General features: G+C 60.8%; 17 protein-coding genes. 7 read left to right on the top strand and 10 right to left on the bottom strand.

What is annotated here, in order from left to right:
* Window positions 1–185: 185 nt before the first annotated feature.
* Both smc and ACIOUG_RS16395 read right to left on the bottom strand, forming a co-directional pair.
* The gene (gene smc, locus ACIOUG_RS16390; protein ID WP_401066970.1) at window positions 186–3,674 is read right to left on the bottom strand and encodes a chromosome segregation protein SMC; all 3,489 of its coding nucleotides are present in this window, start codon (window positions 3,672–3,674) and stop codon (window positions 186–188) included.
* A 2-nt stretch (window positions 3,675–3,676) separates the two neighbouring features.
* Window positions 3,677–4,336 (bottom strand): GntR family transcriptional regulator, encoded by a 660-nt coding sequence (locus ACIOUG_RS16395; RefSeq protein WP_401066972.1) that lies wholly within the window; start codon window positions 4,334–4,336, stop codon window positions 3,677–3,679.
* A 267-nt stretch (window positions 4,337–4,603) separates the two neighbouring features.
* Between ACIOUG_RS16395 and xdhA the strand changes: the two genes are divergently transcribed.
* The 4 genes from xdhA (at window position 4,604) to guaD (ending at window position 10,771) form a co-directional block, all read left to right on the top strand.
* Window positions 4,604–6,058, top strand: a complete 1,455-nt coding sequence (gene xdhA / locus ACIOUG_RS16400; protein WP_401066974.1) for a xanthine dehydrogenase small subunit — start codon at window positions 4,604–4,606, stop codon at window positions 6,056–6,058.
* Window positions 6,051–8,450: a xanthine dehydrogenase molybdopterin binding subunit gene (gene xdhB / locus ACIOUG_RS16405; RefSeq protein WP_401066976.1), complete on the top strand. Its 2,400-nt coding sequence runs from the start codon at window positions 6,051–6,053 to the stop codon at window positions 8,448–8,450. Before xdhA ends, xdhB begins: the two co-directional genes overlap by 8 nt.
* Before the next feature lie 145 nt (window positions 8,451–8,595).
* Window positions 8,596–9,453 carry a xanthine dehydrogenase accessory protein XdhC gene (xdhC, locus tag ACIOUG_RS16410; protein WP_401066978.1) on the top strand — a complete coding sequence of 286 codons (858 nt, stop codon included), beginning with the start codon at window positions 8,596–8,598 and terminating at the stop codon, window positions 9,451–9,453.
* A 13-nt stretch (window positions 9,454–9,466) separates the two neighbouring features.
* Window positions 9,467–10,771, top strand: a complete 1,305-nt coding sequence (guaD, locus tag ACIOUG_RS16415; protein WP_401066980.1) for a guanine deaminase — start codon at window positions 9,467–9,469, stop codon at window positions 10,769–10,771.
* A 155-nt stretch (window positions 10,772–10,926) separates the two neighbouring features.
* On the opposite strand, the gene ACIOUG_RS16420 is transcribed toward guaD, so the two are convergent.
* Window positions 10,927–11,691 carry a GntR family transcriptional regulator gene (locus tag ACIOUG_RS16420; RefSeq protein ID WP_007961054.1) on the bottom strand — a complete coding sequence of 255 codons (765 nt, stop codon included), beginning with the start codon at window positions 11,689–11,691 and terminating at the stop codon, window positions 10,927–10,929.
* Between the two features lie 356 nt (window positions 11,692–12,047).
* Here ACIOUG_RS16420 and ACIOUG_RS16425 point away from each other — a divergent pair, with 356 nt between their 5' ends.
* A complete protein-coding gene (locus ACIOUG_RS16425) occupies window positions 12,048–13,238 on the top strand; it encodes a benzoate/H(+) symporter BenE family transporter (protein WP_041067769.1) in 1,191 nt (396 codons plus the stop codon).
* Between the two features lie 121 nt (window positions 13,239–13,359).
* On the opposite strand, the gene ACIOUG_RS16430 is transcribed toward ACIOUG_RS16425, so the two are convergent.
* Window positions 13,360–13,704, bottom strand: a complete 345-nt coding sequence (locus ACIOUG_RS16430; RefSeq protein WP_003223308.1) for a YggL family protein — start codon at window positions 13,702–13,704, stop codon at window positions 13,360–13,362.
* Between the two features lie 234 nt (window positions 13,705–13,938).
* Here ACIOUG_RS16430 and dacB point away from each other — a divergent pair, with 234 nt between their 5' ends.
* Window positions 13,939–15,399: a D-alanyl-D-alanine carboxypeptidase/D-alanyl-D-alanine-endopeptidase gene (gene dacB / locus ACIOUG_RS16435; RefSeq protein ID WP_135295309.1), complete on the top strand. Its 1,461-nt coding sequence runs from the start codon at window positions 13,939–13,941 to the stop codon at window positions 15,397–15,399.
* 112 nt (window positions 15,400–15,511) lie between these two features.
* Here the strand turns inward: dacB and ACIOUG_RS16440 are convergent, their stop codons facing one another.
* Together ACIOUG_RS16440 and rlmKL are read right to left on the bottom strand one after the other, a co-directional pair.
* Window positions 15,512–17,899 (bottom strand): diguanylate cyclase, encoded by a 2,388-nt coding sequence (locus ACIOUG_RS16440; RefSeq protein ID WP_401066983.1) that lies wholly within the window; start codon window positions 17,897–17,899, stop codon window positions 15,512–15,514.
* A 147-nt stretch (window positions 17,900–18,046) separates the two neighbouring features.
* A complete protein-coding gene (gene rlmKL / locus ACIOUG_RS16445) occupies window positions 18,047–20,317 on the bottom strand; it encodes a bifunctional 23S rRNA (guanine(2069)-N(7))-methyltransferase RlmK/23S rRNA (guanine(2445)-N(2))-methyltransferase RlmL (protein WP_401066985.1) in 2,271 nt (756 codons plus the stop codon).
* Window positions 20,318–20,849: 532 nt separating this feature from the next.
* Here rlmKL and rmf point away from each other — a divergent pair.
* Window positions 20,850–21,065, top strand: a complete 216-nt coding sequence (rmf, locus tag ACIOUG_RS16450; RefSeq protein WP_003223300.1) for a ribosome modulation factor — start codon at window positions 20,850–20,852, stop codon at window positions 21,063–21,065.
* Window positions 21,066–21,322: 257 nt separating this feature from the next.
* On the opposite strand, the gene ACIOUG_RS16455 is transcribed toward rmf, so the two are convergent.
* From ACIOUG_RS16455 to ACIOUG_RS16470, 4 genes are all read right to left on the bottom strand, one after another.
* Window positions 21,323–22,342 carry a quinone-dependent dihydroorotate dehydrogenase gene (locus ACIOUG_RS16455; RefSeq protein WP_064586767.1) on the bottom strand — a complete coding sequence of 340 codons (1,020 nt, stop codon included), beginning with the start codon at window positions 22,340–22,342 and terminating at the stop codon, window positions 21,323–21,325.
* Window positions 22,343–22,488: 146 nt separating this feature from the next.
* On the bottom strand, window positions 22,489–23,466 hold the full coding sequence (locus tag ACIOUG_RS16460) for an OmpA family protein (RefSeq protein ID WP_401066987.1): 978 nt from the start codon (window positions 23,464–23,466) through the stop codon (window positions 22,489–22,491).
* Window positions 23,467–23,573: 107 nt separating this feature from the next.
* On the bottom strand, window positions 23,574–24,164 hold the full coding sequence (gene sigX, locus ACIOUG_RS16465) for an RNA polymerase sigma factor SigX (protein ID WP_011333251.1): 591 nt from the start codon (window positions 24,162–24,164) through the stop codon (window positions 23,574–23,576).
* A gap of 87 nt (window positions 24,165–24,251) precedes the next feature.
* Window positions 24,252–24,385 (bottom strand): mechanosensitive ion channel domain-containing protein (locus ACIOUG_RS16470; RefSeq protein WP_401066991.1); only part of this gene is annotated, 134 nt, incomplete at its 5' end.

A 24,385-nucleotide genomic window follows, 5' to 3' on the forward strand; every position in this document is an offset into this window, starting at 1 on the left:
CCAACTCTATGTTCTGACAGGCGTTTTGCCCACGTATACGAAAAATTGACATTAAACTAGCACGACCAAAGACAACTTTACACCGTCTGTCACGTTGGCTTGCGCGAATATGTCGATTGGCCAGCAAGTCGAAGTCGGTAAAAAAGTCCTACAGACTACTCATACCCTTCCGACACCACGCTGACTCAGGCGTCCACCATCGCCATCGCCTCCTCGACATCCACTGCAACCAGTCGCGAACAACCCGGCTCGTGCATCGTCACGCCCATCAGTTGATCGGCCATTTCCATGGCGATCTTATTGTGAGTGATATAGATGAACTGCACGGTCTGCGACATCTCTTTAACCAATCGTGCGTAGCGTCCCACGTTAGCGTCATCCAGTGGCGCGTCAACTTCATCGAGCATGCAGAACGGCGCCGGATTCAATTTGAAGATCGCAAAAACCAGTGCCAGCGCGGTCAGGGCTTTTTCCCCGCCGGAGAGCAAATGGATGGTGCTGTTCTTCTTTCCTGGCGGCCGCGCCATGATTGTCACCCCTGTATCGAGTAGATCTTCGCCCGTCAGTTCCAAATAGGCGCTGCCGCCACCGAAAACTTTCGGGAAAAGTGCCTGTAAACCGCCATTGATCTGATCAAAGGTATCTTTGAAGCGGTTACGGGTTTCCTTGTCGATCTTGCGAATGACGTTTTCCAGGGTCTCCAGTGCTTCCACCAGATCGGCGTCCTGCGCATCCAGGTAACGCTTACGCTCGGATTGTTGCGTGTATTCGTCGATGGCCGCGAGGTTGATCGCGCCCAGGCGCTGAATCCGCGCATTGATCCGTTCGAGTTCCTCTTCGGCGGCGCGTTCACTGGCCTCAGGGGTCAAGGTCGCGAGCACGCCATTGAGATCGTAGCCGTCTTCGAGCAATTGATCCTGCAACGCTTTGCGCCGCACGGTCAGCGCTTGCCATTCCATGCGCTGCTGTTCGAGCTGGCCCCGGATCAGTTGCGATTGCTGCTCGGCCTGGGTCCGGCGTTTTTCCGCTTCGCGCAGTTCGCGGTCGGCATCTTCCAGCGCGATCTGCGCGGTCTTCAGCTCTTCGTCGACGGTCATGCGTTTGTCGAGCAGCTCTTCGAGTTTCAGGCGCAGCTCTTCCAGCGGTGCCTCGCCCTCCTCCAGATTCAGACTCAACTGTTCGCGTTTTTCGGTCAGACGCTCGGCCTGCATTTCCAGACGCTCCAACGCCTGACGCGTGGAATCGTGTTGCGCGCGCAGCGAACCGAGGCGCACCGCCAGTTGATGGGCATGATCCTTGTGCTGACGGGCTTCCTGGCGCACGCGGTCGAGGCGTTCGCGCAGGCTGTCACGCTGGGCCAGCAGCAGTTCGCGCTGCTCTGTGTCCAGCGCCATGGCGTCGAGCGCTTCCTGCAATTGCATGCGCGCTTCGCCAATCTGTTCGTGTTCCAGCTCGCGCTGCTCGCCGAGTTCGATCAGTTCCTCATCGAGACGGGTGCGGCGCAGCGTCAGTTGTTCGGCCTTGGCTTTACCGGCGGACAACTGGGCTTTCAATTCACCTTGGGAACGGGCTTCGTCCTGCAGCAAACGGCGCAAATGTTCGCGGCCGTTTTCCTGCTGCCGCTGTTGCGCCCGCAGGGTTTGCAGACGGGTCTCCATCGCCTCGACCGTGGCTTCGCGCTCTTCGCGTTCGGCCTGCAGCGTCTCGATTTCCTGGCCACGGGCGAGCATGCCGCTCTCGGCCTCACTGGCGCGACGTACGCGCAGGAAGTGTCGGCCGACCCAATAACCATCGCGACTGATCAGGCTCTGCCCGGCACTCAACTGGCCGCGCAGGGCCAATGCCTGTTCGAGACTGTCGACCGGTTTGACCTGGCCGAGCCACGGCGACAGATCAATCTGCGCTTCGACCTTGTCCAGCAAACTGCCCGCCACTCGCACGCCATCGCTGGCTGGGCTGAGCAGGCGCAGATCACCTTGAGTGAAACCGGACAGATCAAAGCTGTTGAAGTCGTCCACCAGCACCGCTTGCAGGTCGGCGCCGAGCACGGTTTCCACCGCCAGCTCCCAACCGGCCTCGACCTTCAGCCCTTCGGCCAGACGCGGGCGCTCGGCGAGATTCTGTTCGCGCAGCCATTCGGCAGTGCCGGTGCCCGGATCGAGCGCGGCTTGCTGCAAGGCTTCCAGCGAGGCCAGTCGCCCGTTGAGGCGCTGCAAATCGCCCTGCGCCTGTTGCTGCGCGGTCAGTGCCTGCTGCAATTCCTGACGCAGCTGTTCCAGTTTTTCGACCTGCGCTTCTTCGCTGGTCTGCAAATCTTCGAGGGTAGCCTCGGACTCGGCGAGCTGCTCGTTGAGCGCCATGATCGCCGCGTCTTCCGGGTCGGCGGAAAGCAAGTCGCGCTCTTCGGCGAGACGCTTTTGCCGATCGGCCAGACGCTCCATGCTGGTTTCCAGTTGCTGGATCCGCGACTGCTGCACTTCGGCCTGGCGCCGTGGTTCGGCGGCAGTCAGGTTGAAGGTGTCCCACTGCTCCTGCCAGCCATGCATGACGCTTTCGGAGTCTTCGAGCGCGGCGGCGGCTTCTTCGGCGGCGGCGCTGGTGACTTCCTGCTCAGGGGTGAGCATGTCCAGCTCTTCGCCAAGGGTCAGCAGCAATGTACGGTCGTGGCCCAGGTGCGATTCGGTTTCCAGGCGCGCGCGTTCGGCTTCCTTCAGATCGTCCTGCAACTGGCGCAGGCGTTGCTGGCCGTGCTGGATGCTCTGCTCGACCCGGGCGATGTCGCCGCCGACCGAATAGAAGCGCCCCTGCACCAGATTGAAGCGTTCTGACAGCTCATGGTGCCCGTCGCGCAGGCGCTCGATGGCCGCGTCGGCGTTACGCTGCTCGGCGACCAGTGCTTCGAAACTGACCTCCTGGTTGCCGATGATCGACTCGCGCTGGCCGACCTGATCGTTCAGATCCTGCCAGCGCAGGGCCGACAGTTGCGCCTTGAGCTGACGCTCTTCGCTCTTGTATTCCTGATACTTCTTGGCGGACTCGGCCTGCCGGTGCAGGCGTTCGAGCTGGCGCTCGAGCTCTTCGCGCAGGTCGGTCAGGCGCGCCAGGTTTTCGTGGGTGCGGCGGATGCGGTTTTCGGTCTCGCGCCGGCGCTCCTTGTATTTGGAGATGCCCGCCGCCTCTTCGATGAAGTTGCGCAGGTCTTCGGGTTTGGCTTCGATCAGCTTGGAGATCATCCCCTGCTCGATGATCGAGTAGCTGCGCGGGCCGAGGCCGGTACCGAGGAAGATGTCGGTGATGTCCCGGCGGCGGCATTTGGCGCCGTTGAGGAAGTAGCTGTTCTGGCTGTCGCGGGTGACTTTACGGCGAATGGAGATCTCGGCGTAAGCCGCGTACTCGCCGACCAGCGTGCCGTCGGAGTTGTCGAACACCAGTTCGATGCTCGCCTGGCTCACCGGTTTGCGGCTGGTCGAGCCGTTGAAGATGACGTCGGTCATCGACTCGCCACGCAGGTTCTTCGCCGAACTTTCGCCCATCACCCAGCGTACGGCGTCGATGATGTTCGACTTGCCGCAACCGTTCGGCCCGACGACCGCCGCCATGTTACTGGGGAAGTTCACCGTGGTCGGGTCGACGAAGGACTTGAACCCCGCCAGTTTGATGCACTTCAGCCGCACGCTCAGGCAACCGTCAGGGCGGAAACCACCAGATCGGCACTGCGCTGGGCGTAAGCCGTCAGCACGATGCGGATCTGCGGCAAATCACGGGCGAGCACAGCGGCCAGCAGGCGCTCGAACAGCTCAAGGAACTCGCTCATTTCGGCCTTGCGCTGTTCGAGGGCAAGGAAGTACGCACGGCTCATGGCCGGCTGCAGGTTCTCGACGGTCTCTTGCAGGTACGGGTTGTTGGCAAACGGGTACGCGGCGCGCATCACGGCGAAGCTGTCGTCGACGAAGGTGCGGATATCCTGACGCTCGTAGCTGGCGCCCAGACGCTGCTGGATCTGCACGAACGGCGCCATGTCGGCCTGGGTCTGCCAGCCATTGGCGACCGCATTGCCGAGCAGGATGTACAGCTCGCTCATCAGCGTGCACAGGCTCTGCACCTTGTGCGCGGTGAGTTCGGTGACATGGGCGCCACGTCGCGGCAGGATCGCGATCAGGTGGCGGCGTTCGAGGATCAGCAGGGCTTCGCGGACCGATCCGCGGCTGACATTGAGGGCCAGCGTGACCTTCTGTTCCTGAATGCGCTCTCCCGGCTTCATTTCGCCGCGAATGATGCGTTCGGCGAGGTGGTGAGCGATTTGCTCGGCGAGGCTGTCCGGCGCCTTGAACGTCATGGTTGTCCTTCAAACTCTTCGATCTGCACAAGCGGCGCAGTGTAGCGCAAATGCAGGTGCATGGCGGAGTGCCCGCACGGCGCTTTTTGGCACGATTCAAGCAAAAAAGCAGTGGATCCGCTCAGGGTCAATACTCAATAGCGCACGCGTTAATCGACAAAACCGTTTTTCCTGACCTTTAAGTCAGAAAACCATTGACCGAAAAGTCAGACCTGCTAAATTCGGTTGAAGTCGGTTAACAACAATAATGAGTCTGCGAGGCCTTCCGTGATCCAGTTTTTACTTAACCAGGAACTCCGTAGCGAGCACGCCCTGGACCCGAATCTGACCGTGCTCAATTACCTGCGCGAACACGTGGGCAAATCCGGCACCAAAGAAGGCTGCGCCAGCGGCGACTGTGGCGCCTGCACCGTGGTGGTTGGCGAGTTGCAAACGGATGACGCCGGCCGCGAACGCATTCGCTATCGCAGCCTCAACTCGTGCCTGACCTTTGTTTCGTCGCTGCACGGCAAACAACTGATCAGCGTCGAAGACCTCAAGCACAAGGGCCAATTGCACAGCGTGCAGCAAGCCATGGTCGAGTGCCACGGCTCGCAGTGCGGCTTCTGCACCCCCGGTTTCGTCATGTCGCTGTTCGCCCTGCAAAAGAACAGCGATGCACCGGATCAGGCCAAGGCGCACGAAGCACTGGCCGGCAACCTTTGCCGCTGCACCGGCTACCGGCCGATCCTCGCCGCCGCCGAACAATCCTGCTGCGGCAAGCAGCCAGACCAGTTCGATGCCCGCGAAGCCGAGACCATCGCCCGCCTCAAAGCCATCGCCCCGACCGATATCGGCGAACTCAACAGCGGCGACAAACGCTGCCTGGTGCCGCTGACCGTCGCCGATCTGGCCGACCTGTATGACGCTTACCCACAAGCCCGGCTGCTGGCCGGCGGCACCGATCTGGCGCTGGAAGTCACCCAGTTCCACCGCACCCTGCCGGTGATGATCTACGTCGGCAATGTCGCCGAAATGAAGCGCATCGAAAGCTTCGATGACCGTATCGAAATCGGCGCCGCCACCGCCCTCTCCGACTGCTACGCAGCGCTGACTGCCGAATACCCGGACTTCGGCGAACTGCTGCACCGTTTCGCCTCGCTGCAGATCCGCAACCAGGGCACCCTCGGCGGCAACATCGGCAACGCCTCGCCAATCGGTGACTCGCCACCGCTGCTGATCGCCCTTGGTGCGCAAGTGGTGCTGTGCAAAGGTGAAACCCGGCGCACGCTGAACCTGGAAGATTACTTCATCGACTACAAGGTCACCGCCCGTCAGGAAAGCGAGTTCATCGAGAAGATCATCGTCCCCCGCGCCACGGCCGAGCAGCGTTTCCGCGCCTACAAGGTCTCCAAGCGTCTGGACGATGACATCTCTGCCGTCTGCGCCGCATTCAACTTGCGTGTGGAAAACGGCGTAATCACCGACGCGCGCATGGCGTTCGGCGGCATGGCGGCGATCCCGAAACGCGCCGCCCATTGCGAAGCCGTACTGCTCGGCCAGCCGTTCAACAACGCCGTGATCGAACGCGCCTGCGCTGCGCTGGCCGAAGACTTCACGCCGCTCTCGGACTTCCGCGCCAGCAAGGAATATCGCCTGCTCAGCGCGCAGAACCTGCTGCGCAAATACTTCATCGAACTGCAAACACCGCACATCGAGACTCGGGTGACCGCTTATGTCTAACCATCACGCCGTAGAGAAGACTCAAGCCGAATTGGCGGAACTGTTCGCCAAGGACCTGACCACCGGTGTCGGCCGCAGCGTCAAGCACGACAGCGCCGCCAAGCATGTGTCCGGTGAAGCGCAGTACATCGATGATCGCCTGGAATTTCCCAATCAGCTGCACGTTTACGCTCGGCTGTCGGACCGCGCCCACGCGAAAATCATCAGCATCGACACCAAGCCCTGCTACGCCTTCGAAGGTGTGCGGATTGCGATCACCCACGAAGACGTGCCGGGCCTGAAAGATATTGGCCCGCTGCTGCCGGGCGATCCACTGCTGGCCATCGACGACGTGCAGTTCGTCGGTCAGCCAGTGCTGGCCGTGGCCGCCAAAGACCTGGAAACCGCACGCAAAGCGGCGATGGCGGCGATCATCGAGTACGAAGATCTGGAGCCGGTGCTGGACGTGGTCGAAGCCCTGCGCAAACGCCACTTCGTGCTCGATAGCCACACCCACCAACGCGGCGATGCGGCTTCGGCATTGGCCACCGCCGAACATCGCATTCAAGGCACGCTGCACATCGGCGGTCAGGAACACTTTTATCTGGAGACGCAGATCTCCTCGGTGATGCCCACCGAAGACGGCGGCATGATCGTCTACTGCTCGACGCAGAACCCCACCGAAGTGCAGAAACTGGTGGCCGAAGTGCTCGACGTGTCGATGAACAAGATCGTCGTCGACATGCGCCGCATGGGCGGTGGTTTCGGCGGCAAGGAAACCCAGGCCGCCAGCCCGGCGTGCCTGTGCGCGGTGATCGCGCACCTCACCGGCCAGCCGACCAAGATGCGCCTGCCACGGGTCGAAGACATGCTGATGACCGGCAAGCGTCACCCGTTCTATGTCGAGTACGACGTCGGCTTCGACAGCAGCGGGCGTCTGCACGGCATCGCCATGGATCTGGCCGGCAACTGCGGTTGCTCGCCGGACCTGTCGGCGTCGATCGTTGACCGGGCGATGTTCCATTCGGACAACTCGTACTACCTCGGCGACGCGACCATCAACGGTCACCGCTGCAAGACCAACACCGCGTCGAACACCGCTTACCGTGGTTTCGGCGGCCCGCAAGGGATGGTCGCGATCGAAGAAGTGATGGACGCGATTGCCCGTTACCTCAACCTCGATCCGCTGGCGGTGCGCAAGGCCAACTACTACGGCAAGACCGAGCGCAACGTCACCCACTACTACCAGACCGTCGAGCACAACATGCTCGAAGAGATGACTGCGGAACTGGAAGAAAGCAGCCAGTACGCCGAGCGCCGCGAAGCGATCCGTCGCTACAACGCCAACAGCCCGATCCTGAAAAAAGGCCTGGCGCTGACCCCGGTAAAATTCGGCATTTCCTTCACCGCCAGTTTCCTCAATCAGGCCGGCGCGCTGATCCACGTCTACACCGACGGCAGCATCCACCTGAACCACGGCGGCACGGAAATGGGCCAGGGCCTCAACACCAAGGTCGCGCAGGTGGTGGCCGAAGTGTTCCAGGTGGAAATGGATCGGGTGCAGATCACCGCGACCAACACCGACAAAGTGCCGAACACCTCGCCGACTGCCGCCTCCAGCGGCGCCGACCTCAACGGCAAGGCCGCGCAGAACGCCGCCGAGATCATCAAGCAGCGTCTGGTGGAATTCGCTGCGCGCCACTACAAGGTCAGCGAGGAAGACGTGGAATTCCACAACGGCCATGTGCGCGTGCGTGACCACATCATGACCTTCGAAGCGCTGATTCAGCTGGCGTATTTCAATCAGGTCTCGCTGTCGAGCACCGGTTTCTACAAGACCCCGAAAATCTACTACGACCGCAGCCAGGCCCGTGGCCGGCCGTTCTACTACTTCGCCTTCGGTGCGGCGTGCTGCGAGGTGATCGTCGACACCCTGACCGGCGAGTACAAGATGCTCCGTACCGACATCCTCCACGACGTCGGCGCCTCGCTGAACCCGGCGATCGACATCGGTCAGGTCGAGGGTGGTTTCATCCAGGGCATGGGCTGGCTGACCATGGAAGAGCTGGTCTGGAACAACAAGGGCAAGCTGATGACCAATGGCCCGGCCAGCTACAAGATCCCGGCCGTGGCGGACATGCCGCTGGACCTGCGGGTGAAGCTGGTGGAAAACCGCAAGAACCCGGAAGACACGGTGTTCCACTCCAAGGCCGTGGGTGAGCCGCCGTTCATGCTCGGGATTGCCGCGTGGTGTGCGATCAAGGATGCGGTGGCGAGCCTCGGTGATTACAAGCATCAACCGCAGATCGACGCGCCGGCGACCCCGGAGCGGGTGTTGTGGGGGTGTGAGCAGATGCGTCAGCTCAAGACTGTGAAAGCGGTCGAAGCTGAAACCGAGTTGGCTCCGCTCTAGGGACCGAGGTGCGGCCAATCGCTGGCAAGCCAGCTCCCACAATGATCTGTGGTGATTTCAGGATTTGCGGTACACCACAAAACCTGTGGGAGCTGGCTTGCCAGCGAAGAGGCCCGAACAGACAACGACAGATGTCGAGGTGAACATGTACAACTGGATCGACGCCCTCGCCGACCTGCAGAACCAGGGCGAACCCTGTGTTCTGGTGACGATCATCGAAGAACTCGGCTCAACCCCGCGCAACGCCGGTTCGAAGATGGTCGTCAGCGCCCGCCAGACCTTCGACACCATCGGTGGCGGGCACCTGGAATACAAAGCCATGCAGATCGCCCGCGAGATGCTCGCGAGCGGCAAGCAGGACACCCATCTGGAGCGTTTCAGTCTCGGCGCCAGCCTCGGCCAGTGCTGCGGCGGCGCTAACGTGTTGCTGTTCGAACCGATGGGCCAGGTGCAGGCGCAGATCGCCGTGTTCGGCGCCGGGCATGTCGGTCGCGCGTTGGTGCCGTTACTCGCCAGCCTGCCGTGCCGGGTGCGCTGGATCGACTCGCGGGAGGAGGAATTCCCCGAACAGATCCCCCACGGCGTGCGTAAAATCGTCGCCGAAGAGCCTGTGGATGAAATCGACGACTTGCCCGCCGGCAGCTACTGCATCGTCATGACCCACAACCATCAGCTCGATCTGGAACTCACGGCCGCGATTCTCAAGCGCAACGACTTCGCTTACTTCGGCCTGATCGGTTCGAAGACCAAACGGGCCAAGTTCGAACATCGCCTGCGTGATCGCGGCTTCGACAGCGGCGTCGTGCAACGCATGCGCTGCCCGATGGGCATCGGCGAAGTCAAAGGCAAACTGCCTGTGGAAATCGCCATCTCCATCGCCGGCGAAATCATCGCCACCTATAACGCCAATTTCGGCCAGCACACCGCCAGCGCCGAACCGATTGCCAAACTGCTGCCGGTTTCCCGGCGCAGTCAGGCCGCCAAACTCAAAGCCTCAAACTGATTAGAGAACCCTCATGCCTCTGACTCGCAAAGCCTACCGCGCCGCCATCCTGCACAGCATCGCCGACCCCGCCGAAGTCGGGATCGAAGCCTCCTACGAATATTTCGAGGACGGCCTGCTGGTGGTCGATGGCGGCAAGATCAGCGCCCTCGGCCACGCCAGCGAACTGCTGCCGACCCTGCCGGCGGACATCGAGATCACCCACTATCAGGACGCGCTGATCACCCCGGGCTTCATCGACACCCACATCCACCTGCCGCAAACCGGCATGGTCGGCGCCTACGGCGAGCAACTGCTGGACTGGCTCAACACCTACACCTTCCCGTGCGAAAGCCAGTTCGGTGACAAGGCTCACGCCGACGACGTGGCCGATATCTTCATCAAGGAACTGTTGCGCAACGGCACCACCACCGCGCTGGTGTTCGGCAGCGTGCATCCGCAGTCGGTGAACTCGTTTTTCGAGGCCGCCGAGAAACTTGATCTGCGGATGATCGCCGGCAAGGTGATGATGGACCGCAACGCGCCGGATTACCTGACCGACACCGCCGAATCGAGCTACGTCGAGAGCAAGGCGCTGATCGAACGCTGGCACGGCAAGGGCCGTCTGCACTACGCGGTCACCCCACGCTTCGCCCCGACCAGCACTCCGGAGCAACTGACCCTCGCCGGCCAACTGCTCACCGAATACCCGGATCTGTACATGCAGACCCACATCAGCGAAAACCTCAAGGAAATCGAGTGGGTCAAAGAGCTGTTCCCGGAGCGCAAGGGTTACCTCGACGTTTACGACCACTACAAATTGCTCGGCGAGCGCTCGGTGTTCGCTCACGGCGTACACCTGTGCGACGACGAGTGCGCGCGACTGGCGGAAACCGGCTCGGCAATCTCGTTCTGCCCGACCTCGAACTTCTTCCTCGGCAGCGGCCTGTTCAACCTGCCGATGGCCGAGAAGCACAAGCTCAATGTCGGCCTCGGCACTGACGTGGGTGGCGGCACCAGTTTCTCACTGCTGCAAACGCTGAACGAAGCTTACAAAGTCATGCAATTGCAGGGCGCGCGGTTGAGCCCGTTCAAGTCGCTGTACCTGGCGACGCTGGGCGGTGCGCGGGCACTGCGTCTGGAAGACAAGATCGGCAACCTGCAGCCGGGTTCCGATGCGGACTTCCTGGTGCTGGACTACAACGCCACGCCACTGCTCAGCTATCGCCTGAAACAGGCCAACAACATTGCCGAGACATTGTTTGTGCTGATGACACTGGGCGATGACCGCACGGTGCAGCAGACGTATGCGGCGGGGACTTTGGTGCATCAGCGCTGAGTTTTCCCGAGGCATAAAAAATCCCCCGGCGGTGTTAGCCCCGGGGGATTTTTGTTGCCTGCCAAAAAGCTATCGCGAGCAGGCTCACTCCTACAAGTGAACGCATTTCAAATGTAGGAGTGAGCCTGCTCGCGATGGGGTCGACTCGGTATCAGTCAGAGTTTCGCCGCAGGGCGCCCAGGCTTCTTGGTCTGCAACAAATGCGAGAACACCGCATGCAGGTCATCCGACGCACTTTCCTCATCGAGGTTGAGCTTGCTGTCGATGTGATCCATGTGATGCATCATCAGGTCCACCGCCAGTTCACCGTTGCGCGCTTCGATGGCGTCGATCAACTGGGTGTGCTCGTCATAGGAGCAATGCGAGCGGTTGCCGCTTTCGTACTGGGCGATGATCAGCGAGGTCTGCGAGACCAGGCTGCGCTGGAAGCTGATCAGAGGCGCGTTCTTCGCCGCTTCGGCCAGTTTCAGGTGGAACTCGCCCGACAGACGGATACCGGCACCGCGATCGCCGCGGGAGAAGCTGTCGCGCTCGTCGTTGACCATCTGGCGCAGCTCGGCGATCTGCTCGGCGGTGGCATGTTGCACGGCCAGTTCGGTGATAGCACGCTCCACCAGACGGCGGGCCATGAACACCTGACGCGCCTCTTCAACGCTCGGGCTGGCGACCACGGCGCCACGGTTCGGCCGCAACAGCACCACGCCTTCATGGGCCAGACGCGACAGCGCGCGGCGAATGATGGTGCGGCTGACCCCGAAGATTTCCCCCAGCGCTTCTTCGCTCAATTTTGTACCGGGCGCCAGACGCTGTTCGAGGATGGCCTCGAAGATATGCGCGTAGACAATATCGTCCTGGGTTCCGCTGCGGCCGGCTTTGCCTGCTCGCGGTTGTTTCTTGAGGGGTTGCAACTGTTCGTTCATGGGCACTCGAGTCGGGAGAACTGCGGCGAATAGACCGTGACTGTAATACGGCACAGTAGGTCGCTGGCAAGTATCGCGTAAAAAACAGCGCGATTGTACACAATGGATGGTGGCAACACGACTGTATGGCTGTTTGTGACCACGGCTGTATTGCAACGATCCGTTACGATTGAGTTTAGGCTTGATCACAGAATCCGCCTTTGCGCACAACGGCTCTTATGTAGGAGCTGCCGCAGGCTGCGATCTTTTGACTTTGTTTTTTAGCAGCAGATCAAAAGATCGCAGCCTTCGGCAGCTCCTACACGGGGTTCAGCGTAATTGCGGGGATCTCCATCTGTATAAGGAACACCGCCGTCATGAACGACGCCACCTACACCCGCCTGCGCCCGCTCGCCGACACTTCGCCCTCGGCAATCGTCGCCGGTTTTATCGCGATGATGACCGGCTACACCAGTTCGCTGGTGCTGATGTTCCAGGCCGGGCAAGCGGCGGGTTTAAGCAGCGGGCAGATTTCCTCGTGGATCTGGGCGATCTCGATCGGCATGGCGGTGTGCTCGATCGGCCTGTCGCTGCGCTATCGCACCCCGATCACCATTGCCTGGTCGACACCGGGTGCAGCCCTGCTGATCACCAGCCTCGGTGGCGTCAGCTATGGCGAGGCCATCGGCGCCTACATCACTTGCGCGGTGCTGGTGACCATTTGCGGCCTGACCGGCAGCTTCGAACGCCTGGTGAAAAAGATCCCGGCGTCGCTGGCGGCAGCATTGCTGGCGGGGATCCTGTTCAAGATCGGCAGCGAAATCTTCGTCGCCGCGCAGCATCGTACCGGGCTGGTGTTGGGAATGTTCTTCACTTATCTGCTGGTCAAACGCCTGTCGCCGCGATACGCGGTACTGGCTGCGCTACTGATCGGCACCGCGCTTTCGGGCTTCATGGGTCTGCTGGATTTCAGCGGTTTCCATCTGGAAGTGGCGACACCGGTGTGGACCACCCCACACTTCTCGCTGGCCGCAACCATCAGCATCGGTATCCCGCTGTTCGTGGTGGCGATGACCTCGCAGAACATGCCGGGCATCGCCGTGCTGCGCGCCGACGGCTACAACGTGCCGGCCTCGCCGCTGATCACCACCACCGGCATCGCCTCGCTGCTGCTGGCGCCATTTGGTTCCCACGGCATCAACCTCGCGGCCATCAGCGCGGCGATCTGCACCGGGCCGCACGCCCATGAAGATCGCAACAAGCGCTACACCGCCGCCGTCTGGTGCGGGATTTTCTACGGGATTGCCGGGGTGTTCGGCGCCACATTGGCGGCGCTGTTTGCCGCGCTGCCGAAAGAACTGGTGCTGTCGATTGCCGCGCTGGCGCTGTTCGGTTCGATCATCAACGGCCTGAGCATTGCCATGACCGAGGTCAAGGAACGCGAGGCGGCGCTGATCACCTTCATGGTCACGGCGTCGGGGCTGACGCTGTTTTCCATTGGGTCGGCGTTCTGGGGGATTGTGGCGGGGGTTTTGACGTTATTGATTCTGAATTGGCGTAAAGCCTGAAAGCAAAAGATCGCAGCCTGCGGCAGCTCCTACACTGATCTCTGTAGGAGCTGCCGCAGGCTGCGATCTTTTGATCCGGCAAAAAAAAACGGCGACCCTCAGGTCGCCGTTTTTTTCAGTATCACTTAGCCGCGTTGATCGGCTTTTCCGGATACCAGACGTCCAGCAGCGGGCTGACGGTCATGCCGGTCAGTTCGCTACGGTTTTTCAGCCAGGCTTCAACGGCAGCACGCTGCTCTTCGTTGACCGAGCCACGCTTCTGCAGGCAAACCAGACCGAAGTCATCGCCGCCAACATAACCCAGACCGTTGGCTTCCATGGCTTCTTTGATGAATGCTTCGAGGAAAGCGTCAATGGCTTCTTCGGACAAGTCTTCTTTGAAGTCCAGGTTCAGTTCGAAACCCAGCTCTTGGAATTCATCAACGCACAGTTTTTTGCGCAGACGCTGGGAACGGTTAGTCGCCATTGGAACAATCCTCTTAAGTAATAACGGCCGGCACTTTACCAGTTTAAGCGGTCAATTGCCCGACTCTCTGGGCGCGATGGCGACCGCCCGTAAAAAAAATAACCAAATGGCCGCCCCGGGCAAGGCACAAGCTGTTACACCTTGGGGCATAATGCCGACACTTTCATGACCACTGAGGGCTTTTTCATCCATGCCCTCGTTATTTTTCCCCTCTTCTGCAGGGTTTTATTTCATATGATCAAATCGTTGCGTCCACTGTTTCTTGCCGGCCTTCTTCTGCCCCTGGCCCTGCCGGTTTCTGCGGCCACCATCAATACCGCCCTCACTCCAAACGTCGAAAAAGCCCTCAAGGCCAGCAAATTGCAGCCGACTGCGCTGTCGCTGGTGATGATTCCGCTCGACGGCCCGGGCAATCCGACTGTGTACAACGCCGACGTCTCGGTCAACCCGGCCTCGACCATGAAACTGGTCACCACTTACGCCTCGCTGGAAATGCTCGGCCCCAACCATCAGTGGAAAACCGAGTTTTACACCGATGGCGATCTGAGCGGCGGCATCCTCAACGGCAATCTGTACCTCAAGGGTGGCGGCGATCCGAAGCTGAACATGGAAAAACTCTGGCTGCTGATGCGCGACCTGCGCGCCAACGGCGTGACTCAGGTCACCGGCGATCTGATCCTCGACCGCAGCTTCTTCATCCAGCCGCAACTGCCCGAGTTCAACGACGACGGCAATGACGAAAACAAGCCGTTCCTGGTCAAGCCGGACTCGCTGCTGGTCAACCTCAAGGCCCTGCGCTTTGTTGCGCGCAACGACGGGGGCCGGGTGCTGATCTCGGTGGAGCCGCCGATTGCCAGCGTGCGCATCGAAAACACGGTCAAGGCGCTCAACTCCAAACAGTGCACCGGTGGCGTGCGCTACAACCCGGTGACCCAGGCGGACGGCAGCGTGACCGTGACCGTCGCCGGTCAATTGGGTGAAGGCTGCAGCTCGCAGACTTACCTGTCGCTGCTCGACCACGCGACCTACACCGCCGGCGCCGTGCGCGCGATCTGGAAAGAACTGGGCGGCAGCATCCAGGGCAAGGATCGCCTCGCCGCGACCCCGAGCAGCGCCAAGCTGCTGGCCCGCGCCTACTCGCCGGATCTGGCGGAGATCATCCGCGACATCAACAAATACAGTAACAACACCATGGCCCAGCAGCTGTTCCTGAGCCTCGGTCAGAAGTACCGCAACGAAGCCGACGGTGATGACGCCAAGGCTGCGCAACGGGTAGTCCGTCAGTGGCTGGCGAAGAAAGGCATCACCGCGCCACACCTGGTGATGGAGAATGGTTCCGGGCTGTCCCGCGCCGAACGCGTCAGCGCCCGCGAAATGGCCAACATGCTGCAGGCCGCCTGGCACAGCCCGTACGCCGCCGAGTACATCAGCTCGCTGCCGATTGCCGGCACCGACGGCACCATGCGCAAACGCCTGAAGACCACCGCGATGCGCGGCGAAGCCCACGTCAAGACCGGCACCCTGAATACCGTGCGGGCGATTGCCGGCTTCAGCCGCGACGTCAACGGCAACACCTGGGCGGTGGTGGCGATCCTCAACGACAAGGCGCCGTTCGGCGCGTCGTCGGTGCTGGATCAGGTGCTGCTGGATCTGTACAAGCAGCCGCGCCTGCCGCAGACCGCTTCGGCCCTGTAATAAAGGCCAAAGATCGCAGCCTTCGGCAGCTCCTACAGGGTGTACACCATTCCCATGTAGGAGCTGCCGCAGGCTGCGATCTTTTGATCTTCTGTGGGATCGGCGTAACGGCCTAGCTCATCTGCTCCACCCGATCACGCCCGCCTTGCTTCGCCGCGTACACCCCCGAATCCGCCCGCAGCAGCAGCGCATCCGCGCCCTCCCCCGGGCGCCAGCTGGCGATGCCGAAACTGGCCGTCACCACCCCGACCACATCCACTGGCGCACTGCGCAGGCCTTGCCACAACTCAGTGGCGAGGATGTACGCGTGCTCGCCGTCGATGTCCGGGCACAGCACCATGAACTCTTCACCGCCCAGACGACAGAACACATCAGTACGCCGCAAACGATGGCCGATGCGCTCGCACACCGCTTGCAGCACGCGGTCGCCGACGGCATGGCCGTACTGGTCGTTGATCCGTTTGAAGTGGTCGATGTCGAGCATGATCACCGACAGCTCGCCACCGCCACGCTCGACCCGCGCCATCTCGGTGGTCAGGCGTTCCTGGAAGTAGCGGCGGTTGTGGATGCCGGTCAGTGAATCGGTGACCGACAGCGCCCGCAGTTCCTCTTCCACCCGCTTCAGATCGGAAATGTCCGAGATGTAGCCGTGCCACAACACGCCGCCGCCCGGCAGTTCCTCCGGCGTCGCCTCGCCGCGCACCCAGCGCAGGCCGCGCGCGGGCAACTGCACGCGGTACTCCTCGCGCCATGGGCTGAGATTGTCCGCCGAGGCGCGGATCGAGGTGCGCACGCGGGTGATGTCCTGCGGGTGGATGCGGGTAAAAATCGCCTCGGCATTGAGCAGCAGCACGTCCGGTTCCAGCTCGTAGATCTCACGGATGCCGTCGCTGGCGTAGATCACGCTGAAGCGCCCGTCGAATTCCATCTTGAATTGGTAGATGCCGCCGGGCACATGGGCGCTGAGTTTCTTCAGCAATACATCGCGCGCCGCCAGCGCCTCATGTACGCGCTTGCGCTCGGTGATGTCGATGCAGATCGCCAGATGCCCGACCCACAACCCCTGCTCATCGAGCACCGGGGTGGCGAGCATGTTCACCGGCAGATGACTGCCGTCGCTGCGCACCAGCGTCCACTCACGCGCCTCATGACCGCCGACCTCGCCGCCCTCGACCAGCATCGCGTGGCAGGTCGGAATGCTCTTGCCATAACGCGCACTCAACTCCGCCGAACGCGCGGCCAGCTCTCGCGGCAGATGCAGGTTCTCCAGAGTCATGTGGCCGACCACATCAGCGCTGCTGTAGCCGAGCATCTGTTCGGCGCCGGGGTTGAAGGTGTTGATCACCCCGCGCAGGTCGGTGGCGATGATTGCCACTTGGGTCGCGGCATTCAGCACGCCGCGCAACTGGCCGTGAGTGCCGCGCAATTCCTGCTCGCGGGCGTGCAGTTCCTGCGTGCGCAATTCGACCATGCGCAACGCGCGCTGACGCTGACTGACCAACACATACAACAATGCGCTGAGTAACAGGCTCAGCAGCGCGCCCAGCACCACCAGGCTGCTGATCGACGAATGGTTGGCTTGCAGAAAGGCTTCGCTGGGCTGTATGTCCACCTGATAGTCATGGTCGGCCATGCGCAACAACTGCGTGGCCGACAGATCACTGGCCCCCGCCTTGTTGGCCGACTCGTAAAGCACTTCATGCTGATCGTCGGTGGACAGGTCGAGAATGCGTACGTTGAGGAAATCCTGGTTGTCCTCGGGCAGTCCATCGGCCAGCAACTGCTGCATGCTGATCACTGCCATCACATAACCTTGCACCAGCCCTTTCGGCGCCCCTTCACGAGTGACCGGCGCCAGCAGCAGGACGCCCCGGGCATACGCCGGATCAATCCCCACCAGATGCAGTGGCTGCGACACCACCATGTGCCCGGTGCGGTCGGCGCGTTCCAGCGTCGCCCGGCGCAGCGGTTGCGCCAGCAAGTCGTATCCCAGCGGCGTAGGCAAGCGGCTGAGGCTCTGGGTGTAGATCACCGGTACGTATTCGGCGCGGTCACCGGCGGTCTGCAACTGATCGTCAGCGTTCAGCTCACGAAAGGTGAAGGTGCTGAAGCCTTCGTTACGCACCGCTTGTTCGATCGCCGGGCGTTCGGCACGGCTGACCCGCGGCGCATAGGAATAGGCCTGAGTGCGTAATAAAAGCGGTTTGGCATAGCCATCGAATTCGCTGCGTGAGACCGAATCGGAGTTGGCGAAGAAACGGCGCAAGCCGTCGAGACGCTGCTCCTGATCCTGGAAACGCTCTTCGATGCGGCTGTAACGCTCATTGGCGAGCAGCTGGAAGCGTTGGCGCAGTTGATGGTGAAACTGATTGAGGGTGGCCCAGGCGAGCAGCCCCGTGAGAATCCCGCCGGCGAGCAATACCAGCAGCGCGACCAGCCAGGCCGAGACTTCTTCGCTGATAAAACCCAGTATCTTCGGGCGCACAGGGTGCAACGACATAGGGGCAACTCACAACGCCACTGTTTCGGGGGGAACCCCCACTGGCCATGAGTTGAGTTATAGCTATTAGCCATTAATTTGGCTAGCTCTGATCGGATCCAAGAGCCGTTAAAAATCAAGGCTCTGTGGATCCAAACAGCCCGAGCGTCAACGAGCCGTGATTTTCCAGGCGCGGTGAATCTTGGTGTTGCGGGCAAAATCCGGATCGATGGTCTGCGCGCTGATTTCCTCGACCGCGTAACGCTCGGCCAGGTTCTCCTCCAGCTGGAACTTGCGGAAGTTGTTGGAGAAGTACAGCACGCCACCGGTTGCCAGACGCGCCATGGCCAGGTCGATCAACTGCACCTGATCACGCTGCACGTCGAAGATGCCTTCCATGCGCTTGGAGTTGGAGAAGGTCGGCGGGTCGATGAAGATCAGGTCGTACTCGTCGCGGCAGCTTTCCAGCCACGCCATCACGTCGCCCTGCTCCAGACGGTTCTTGTCGGAGAAACCGTTCAGCGACAGGTTGCGTCGCGCCCAGTCCAGATAAGTCTTCGACAGGTCGACGCTGGTGGTGCTGCGCGCACCGCCCTTGGCCGCGTGCACACTGGCGGTCGCGGTGTAGCAGAACAGATTGAGGAAGCGCTTGCCGGCCGCCTCTTTCTGAATGCGCATGCGCATCGGCCGGTGGTCGAGGAACAGCCCGGTGTCGAGGTAGTCGGTGAGGTTCACCAGCAGTTTGACGCCGCCTTCGCTGACCTCATTGAACTTGCCCTGCGCCGCCTGACGCTCGTACTGCTTGGTGCCGCTCTGACGCTCGCGGCGTTTGACCACCACGCGGCTCTTGTCGACGTTCAATGCCTGCGGGATCGCCGCCAGGGCGTCGAACATGCGCGCCGAGGCTTTTTCCGGATCAATCGACTTCGGCGCCGCGTATTCCTGCACGTGCACCCAATCGTGATACAGGTCGATGGCCATGGCGTATTCCGGCATGTCGGCATCATAGACGCGGTAACAGTCGATGCCTTCGCGCTTGACCCACTTGCTCAGCGCCTTGAGGTTTTTCTGCAGGCGATTGGCAAACATCTGCCCGCCTTCGCTCAGGCGCGGCTGCTCGATCACTGGCGCCGGCGCTGGCGTCGGTTTGATCGGGTTGCCGTTCTTGTTGAACTTGCGCTCTTGCGGCTCGTTCGGGGTCTGGTCGTAAGCCGCTTGTTCACGCTCGGCCTGACGCTGTTCCGGAGTCCGCCGCTCGCCAGTGACGAACTGATCCGGCAGCACCTTGATCAGCAGCAGTTTGCACGGCAGCGCGCCGTTCCAGAACGAATACTGCTTGTGGCTGCGAATGCCCATGCGCTTGCCCAGATCCGGCGCGCCGGTGAACACCGCCGCTTCCCAGTTCAGGCAGGCCTGACGCAGACGCTCGCCAAGGTTCTGATAGAGATAAAGCAGGCTGGCTTCGTCGCCCAGACGCTCGCCGTACGGCGGGTTGCAGATCACCAGACCTTTCTGGTTCTGGTCCGGACGCGGTTCGAAGGTCGCGACTTCGCCCTGATAGATCTTGATCCACTCGCTCAGACCGGCGCGCTCGACGTTATTGCGGCCCGGTTGAATCAGGCGCGGGTCGGCTTCGTAACCGCGAATCCACAGCGGCGGCTTGGCCAGACCGGCAGCGGCACGCTCGACGGCTTCTTCATGGAGTTTTTTCCACAGCGCCGGAACGTGACCCAGCCATGCGGTGAAGCCCCACTGTTCACGGCGCAGGTTCGGCGCCATGTCGGCGGCGATCATCCCGGCTTCGACGAGGAACGTACCGACACCGCACATCGGGTCAGCCAGCGCGCCGCCTTCGGCCGCAATGCGCGGCCAGCCGGAACGGATCAGGATCGCTGCCGCGAGGTTTTCCTTCAGCGGTGCCGCGCCCTGCTGCAGGCGGTAACCGCGCTGGTGCAGGCTGTGACCGGACAGGTCGAGAGACAGGATCGCTTCGCCGCGATCCAGGCGCAGGTGAATGCGCAGGTCCGGGTTGAGCTTGTCGATGCTTGGGCGGTCGCCCTGCGGGGTACGCAGTTTGTCGACGATGGCGTCTTTGACTTTCAGCGCGCCGAAGTGGGTGTTGTCGATGCCCGAGCCGTGGCCGCTGAATTCAACGGCCAGGGTGCCGTCGGCGAGCATGTGATCCTGCCACTCGACGTCGAGCACGCCGTGGTACAGGTCTTCAGCGTCTTTCATCGGGAAGCGCTTGAGCACCAGCAGTACCCGGTTGGCCAGACGCGACCACAGGCACAGGCGATAAGCGGTTTCCATGGTCGCCATGCCACGCACGGCGGAGGTGTGCTCGCGAGCTTCTTCAAGGCCAAGCCCGACGGCTTCCTCGATAAGCAGGCCTTCAAGGCCTTTGGGGCAAGTGAGGAAGAGTTCGAAACGGTCGGACATGGTATTTCCAGAGCCTTTGGCTAGTGAACCGGCAACGCATTGCCGATCCGGTTTTCAATCAGGCGCTTTTCTAAAAGAGCGCCCGCGTGGCACGAAGGTGTGCCGTTCCATCCCCGCTGCTCGGGTTAAAAGAGCTTAGATGCAAGGACAGGTAAAAAAGTTGATGAAACAAAAAGTCTCAAAGCGACCCTTCGTCGCTTAGTACCCCAGCGCAAACGTGGGTCATTCTCACTAAAGGATTAACCCCATCATCCAGCGCGGGGCCGATCATACCGGGGTTTGCTGAAAAAAAGTTCATGAAACCCGTGGTTACTTATGGCTGTAGCACTATTTTCGTTACGTCCTTATGACAAAACGATCATTCCCTCGGTGTGACTCATTGGTTAGAACTGACCACAGGTTGACGTCGCAACGGCGTCAACACCTTGGCTCGCCACGCCGGCAGCGAGCCGCCCAATGGCAGAGTTTTTTCTGCCAGACCTCGGTTGAGGTCAACGCGACGAAAACAGTCAACAAGTGAGGGAAACACCCTATGAGAAGACTTAAGCGTGATCCGTTGGAAAGAGCATTTTTGCGCGGATATCAATATGGCGTTGGTGGCAAATCCCGCGAGCTTTGCCCATTTACTCTACCGTCGGTACGTCAAGCCTGGATCAACGGCTGGCGAGAAGGACGCGGCGACAACTGGGACGGTATGACCGGCACTGCGGGGATCCACAGACTCAACGAACTTCACGCCGTCGGCTGACACAGGGCACTTATTGCAACACGACAATCTGAATTTGTAACGACTTACCATGCACGTCCTTCCCGGACGGCGGGCTGCGGCCCAGGGGCTCCTTCGAGGAGCCCTTTTTTATGCCTGAAAATGCAATCCCCTGTGGCGAGGGAGCTTGCTCCCGCTCGGCTGCGCAGCAGTCGTAAATCCTGAATCCTCGCTATACCTGACAAACTTGGGGCTGCTTCGCAACCCAGCGGGAGCAAGCTCCCTCGCCACAGAAGCCGTCAGCGCAGCGCGGCGATCGCATCGACCGATTCACGAATCAGCGCCGGGCCCTTATAGATGAAGCCCGAGTAAATCTGCACCAGGCTCGCACCCGCCGTGATCTTCTCGGCCGCATGCTTGCCCTCAGTGATGCCACCGGCCGCAATGATCGGCAATCGACCACCCAGCTCAGCCGCCAGTACCTTCACGGTATGCGTGCTCTTGTCGCGCACCGGTGCGCCGGACAGACCACCCGCCTCGTCACCGTGCTCCATGCCTTCAACGCCAACACGGCTAAGGGTGGTGTTGGTGGCGATCACCGCGTCCATCCCGGTTTCGATCAACGCCTGAGCCACCTGCGCCGTCTCTTCGTCGGTCATGTCCGGGGCGATCTTGATCGCCAGCGGCACATGCTTGCCGTGGCGCAGGGCCAGTTCGGCGCGGCGCGTGGCCAGGTCCGCCAGCAACTGCTTGAGCGAATCACCGAACTGCAGGCTGCGCAGGCCCGGGGTGTTCGGCGAGCTGACGTTGACCGTGACATAGCTGGCGTGGGCATAGACCTTGTCCAGGCAGATCAGATAGTCATCCACGGCGCGCTCGACCGGGGTGTCGAAGTTCTTGCCGATGTTGATCCCCAGCACGCCCTTGTATTTGGCTGCAGCGACCCGCGCCAGCAGGTTATCCACACCGAGGTTGTTGAAGCCCATGCGATTGATGATCGCCTCGGCCTCGGGCAGGCGGAAGATCCGTGGTTTCGGGTTGCCCGGCTGCGGACGCGGGGTCACGGTGCCGATTTCGACGAAGCCGAAACCCAGTTGCGAGAAACCGTCGATGGCCGCGCCGTTCTTGTCCAGACCGGCCGCCAGCCCCACAGGGTTCGGGAAGTCCAGACCCATGACCGTCACCGGCACGTTCGCCGGCTTCTTGCACAGCATGCCGTTGAGGCCCAAACGCCCACCCGCGCCGATCAGATCCAGCGACAGATCGTGGGAGGTTTCCGGGGAAAGTTTGAACAACAGCTGACGGGCCAGGGTGTACATGGGCGGCGATGACTCGGGCGGCGAAAAGAGGCGGCAATTATAGCCGGGCATCGCCCCCCGGCGCGAGGCGCCAATGCCCTGTTGCTTAAATCGCAGGCAAAGAAAAGCCCGGCCTGAGCCGGGCTTTTCTCAAAGCGGCGAGCTAATTACTTAGCTTGAGCTTCAACCTGCGCTTCTACGCGACGGTTAACAGCGCGACCAGCTTCAGTTTTGTTGTCAGCAACTGGGCGGGATTCGCCGTAGCCAACGGACTGAACGCGGGACGATTCAACACCGTACTGCTGAGTCAGAACTTTCTTAACGGCGTCTGCACGGCGCTGAGACAGTTTCTGGTTGTAAGCGTCAGGACCGACGGAGTCAGTGTGACCTTCAACAGTGGTGTGAGTGGCTGGGTACTGCTTCATGAAGTCAGCCAGGTTCTTGATGTCAGCGTAGCTGTTAGGCTTGACGACCGACTTGTCGAAGTCGAACTTGACGTCCAGCTCAACACGAACAACTTCAGCAACTGGAGCTTCAACTGGAGCTTCTGCAACTGGCTCTGGAGCTGGAACTGGAGCAGGAGCTGGCTTGCCGCCACCGCCGAAGTTCACACCCAGGCCAACAACTGGAGCGTAGTTCCAGCGACCGTTGTCCAGTTTGTAGTCAGCGTCTACACCAGCACGGGCGTAGAAGTTTTCGGCGAAGTAGTACTTAACGCCAGCGCCAGCGTTCAGGTAAGTCGACTGATCGCGACCGCTGTGACCGTCAGCTTCAACGTTGGTCAGGCTACCGTGCTTAACACCACCAGCGATGTAAGGACGCAGAGCGTCGCCAGCATTGTTGAAGTGGTACTGAGCGATCAGACCGAAGTTGTCGCCGTGCAGCTTCTGGCTACCGGTACCGTCGTTCGAACGGGTGTGGTTGTTACGGTCGTAGGTGAAGTTCAACGCTACGTCGTCGGTCAAGAAGTAACCGATAGAGGCGCCTGGGTTGAAGCCGTCTTCGACGTGGTCAACGCTGTCGTTGTACTGCTTCTTGTAGAACAGTTCGCCTTCAACTGCGCCTTGGCCTTGTGCCAGTGCGCCGAACGAAGTAGCGGCAATCAAAGAACCAATGGCCAAGCCCAAGGTGTTTTTCAGTTTCATCCGTTAAATCCCCATCTGGTGATTGTGAAGCAGTCCCGCAAACCGGGGGACAACTCGGCGGCAAGTCTATCAGAACTTGCCTACACGTAAGAGATATTTGCGCTGAACTAAGTTTCAGCAATGCCTGCAAATTTCTCACGTAATTTGTCTAGAGCACGTTTGTACCGCATTTTTGTCGCACTCAAACCCATGTGCATGATGTCTGCGATCTCCTGAAACTCAAGCTCTGCGACAAATCGCAGCACCAGAATTTCACGGTCAATCGGGTTCACATACACCAGCCAGCGATCGAGTCCACCCTTCTCCTCGGGTTTCGGCGCCTTTTCTTCCGACGCTTCTTCCAGGGGGTCCAGACTCAAGGCGTCCATCAAGCGACGCTTTCGCCGTTCCTTCCGATACTGCGTGATGCATTCGTTATACGTGATGCTGTAGAGCCAGGTTTTGAACTTCGATTTCCCCTCGAAGTTCTTCAGGCCGTACAACACCTTAAGCATCACTTCCTGACAGACATCGTCTGCGTCGCGATCGTTCCCAAGATATCTCGCACAAACGTTAAATAATGTTCGCTGGTAACGCCGCATCAGCTCTTCATAGGCGCGCGTCACGTGAAACAGCTCGGTATGCGAGCGCGCGACCAACTCCTCATCAGAGAGCTCACGGGGGTCATAGCGCGTGGATAGCGTTTGGGCTTTATTCAAAACAAGTCGTGCCGACAGTCAGGTCAATGTCCGCCGCAGCCCTCTCAGGACAATTTGCGGCGGCATACATTAGCAGGGTTTGCCGGGTTAGCGGCTACTCACATGCTGTTCCAGCAGGATCCGATTGGAGAGTGAGACTAGCTCACCCTCATCGGTCAGCAATGTGGTTTTAACCGTGCCGATCTCTTCGATCTGGCCTTCGACCTCGCCAACACGCACTT

Source organism: Pseudomonas sp. NPDC087803 (assembly GCF_044742995.1).
In the GTDB taxonomy this organism is placed as follows: Bacteria; Pseudomonadota; Gammaproteobacteria; order Pseudomonadales; family Pseudomonadaceae; genus Aquipseudomonas.

Bases quoted from the DNA above. Each gene is read 5' to 3' on its own strand.
- ACIOUG_RS16395 (WP_401066972.1), bottom strand. From the start codon at position 4,336: ATGACGTTCAAGGCGCCGGACAGCCTCGCCGAGCAAATCGCTCACCAC.
- xdhB (WP_401066976.1), top strand. From the start codon at position 6,051: ATGTCTAACCATCACGCCGTAGAGAAGACTCAAGCCGAATTGGCGGAA.
- xdhC (WP_401066978.1), top strand. From the start codon at position 8,596: ATGTACAACTGGATCGACGCCCTCGCCGACCTGCAGAACCAGGGCGAA.
- guaD (WP_401066980.1), top strand. From the start codon at position 9,467: ATGCCTCTGACTCGCAAAGCCTACCGCGCCGCCATCCTGCACAGCATC.
- ACIOUG_RS16420 (WP_007961054.1), bottom strand. From the start codon at position 11,691: ATGAACGAACAGTTGCAACCCCTCAAGAAACAACCGCGAGCAGGCAAA.
- ACIOUG_RS16425 (WP_041067769.1), top strand. From the start codon at position 12,048: ATGAACGACGCCACCTACACCCGCCTGCGCCCGCTCGCCGACACTTCG.
- ACIOUG_RS16430 (WP_003223308.1), bottom strand. From the start codon at position 13,704: ATGGCGACTAACCGTTCCCAGCGTCTGCGCAAAAAACTGTGCGTTGAT.
- dacB (WP_135295309.1), top strand. From the start codon at position 13,939: ATGATCAAATCGTTGCGTCCACTGTTTCTTGCCGGCCTTCTTCTGCCC.
- ACIOUG_RS16440 (WP_401066983.1), bottom strand. From the start codon at position 17,899: ATGTCGTTGCACCCTGTGCGCCCGAAGATACTGGGTTTTATCAGCGAA.
- rlmKL (WP_401066985.1), bottom strand. From the start codon at position 20,317: ATGTCCGACCGTTTCGAACTCTTCCTCACTTGCCCCAAAGGCCTTGAA.
- rmf (WP_003223300.1), top strand. From the start codon at position 20,850: ATGAGAAGACTTAAGCGTGATCCGTTGGAAAGAGCATTTTTGCGCGGA.
- ACIOUG_RS16455 (WP_064586767.1), bottom strand. From the start codon at position 22,342: ATGTACACCCTGGCCCGTCAGCTGTTGTTCAAACTTTCCCCGGAAACC.
- ACIOUG_RS16460 (WP_401066987.1), bottom strand. From the start codon at position 23,466: ATGAAACTGAAAAACACCTTGGGCTTGGCCATTGGTTCTTTGATTGCC.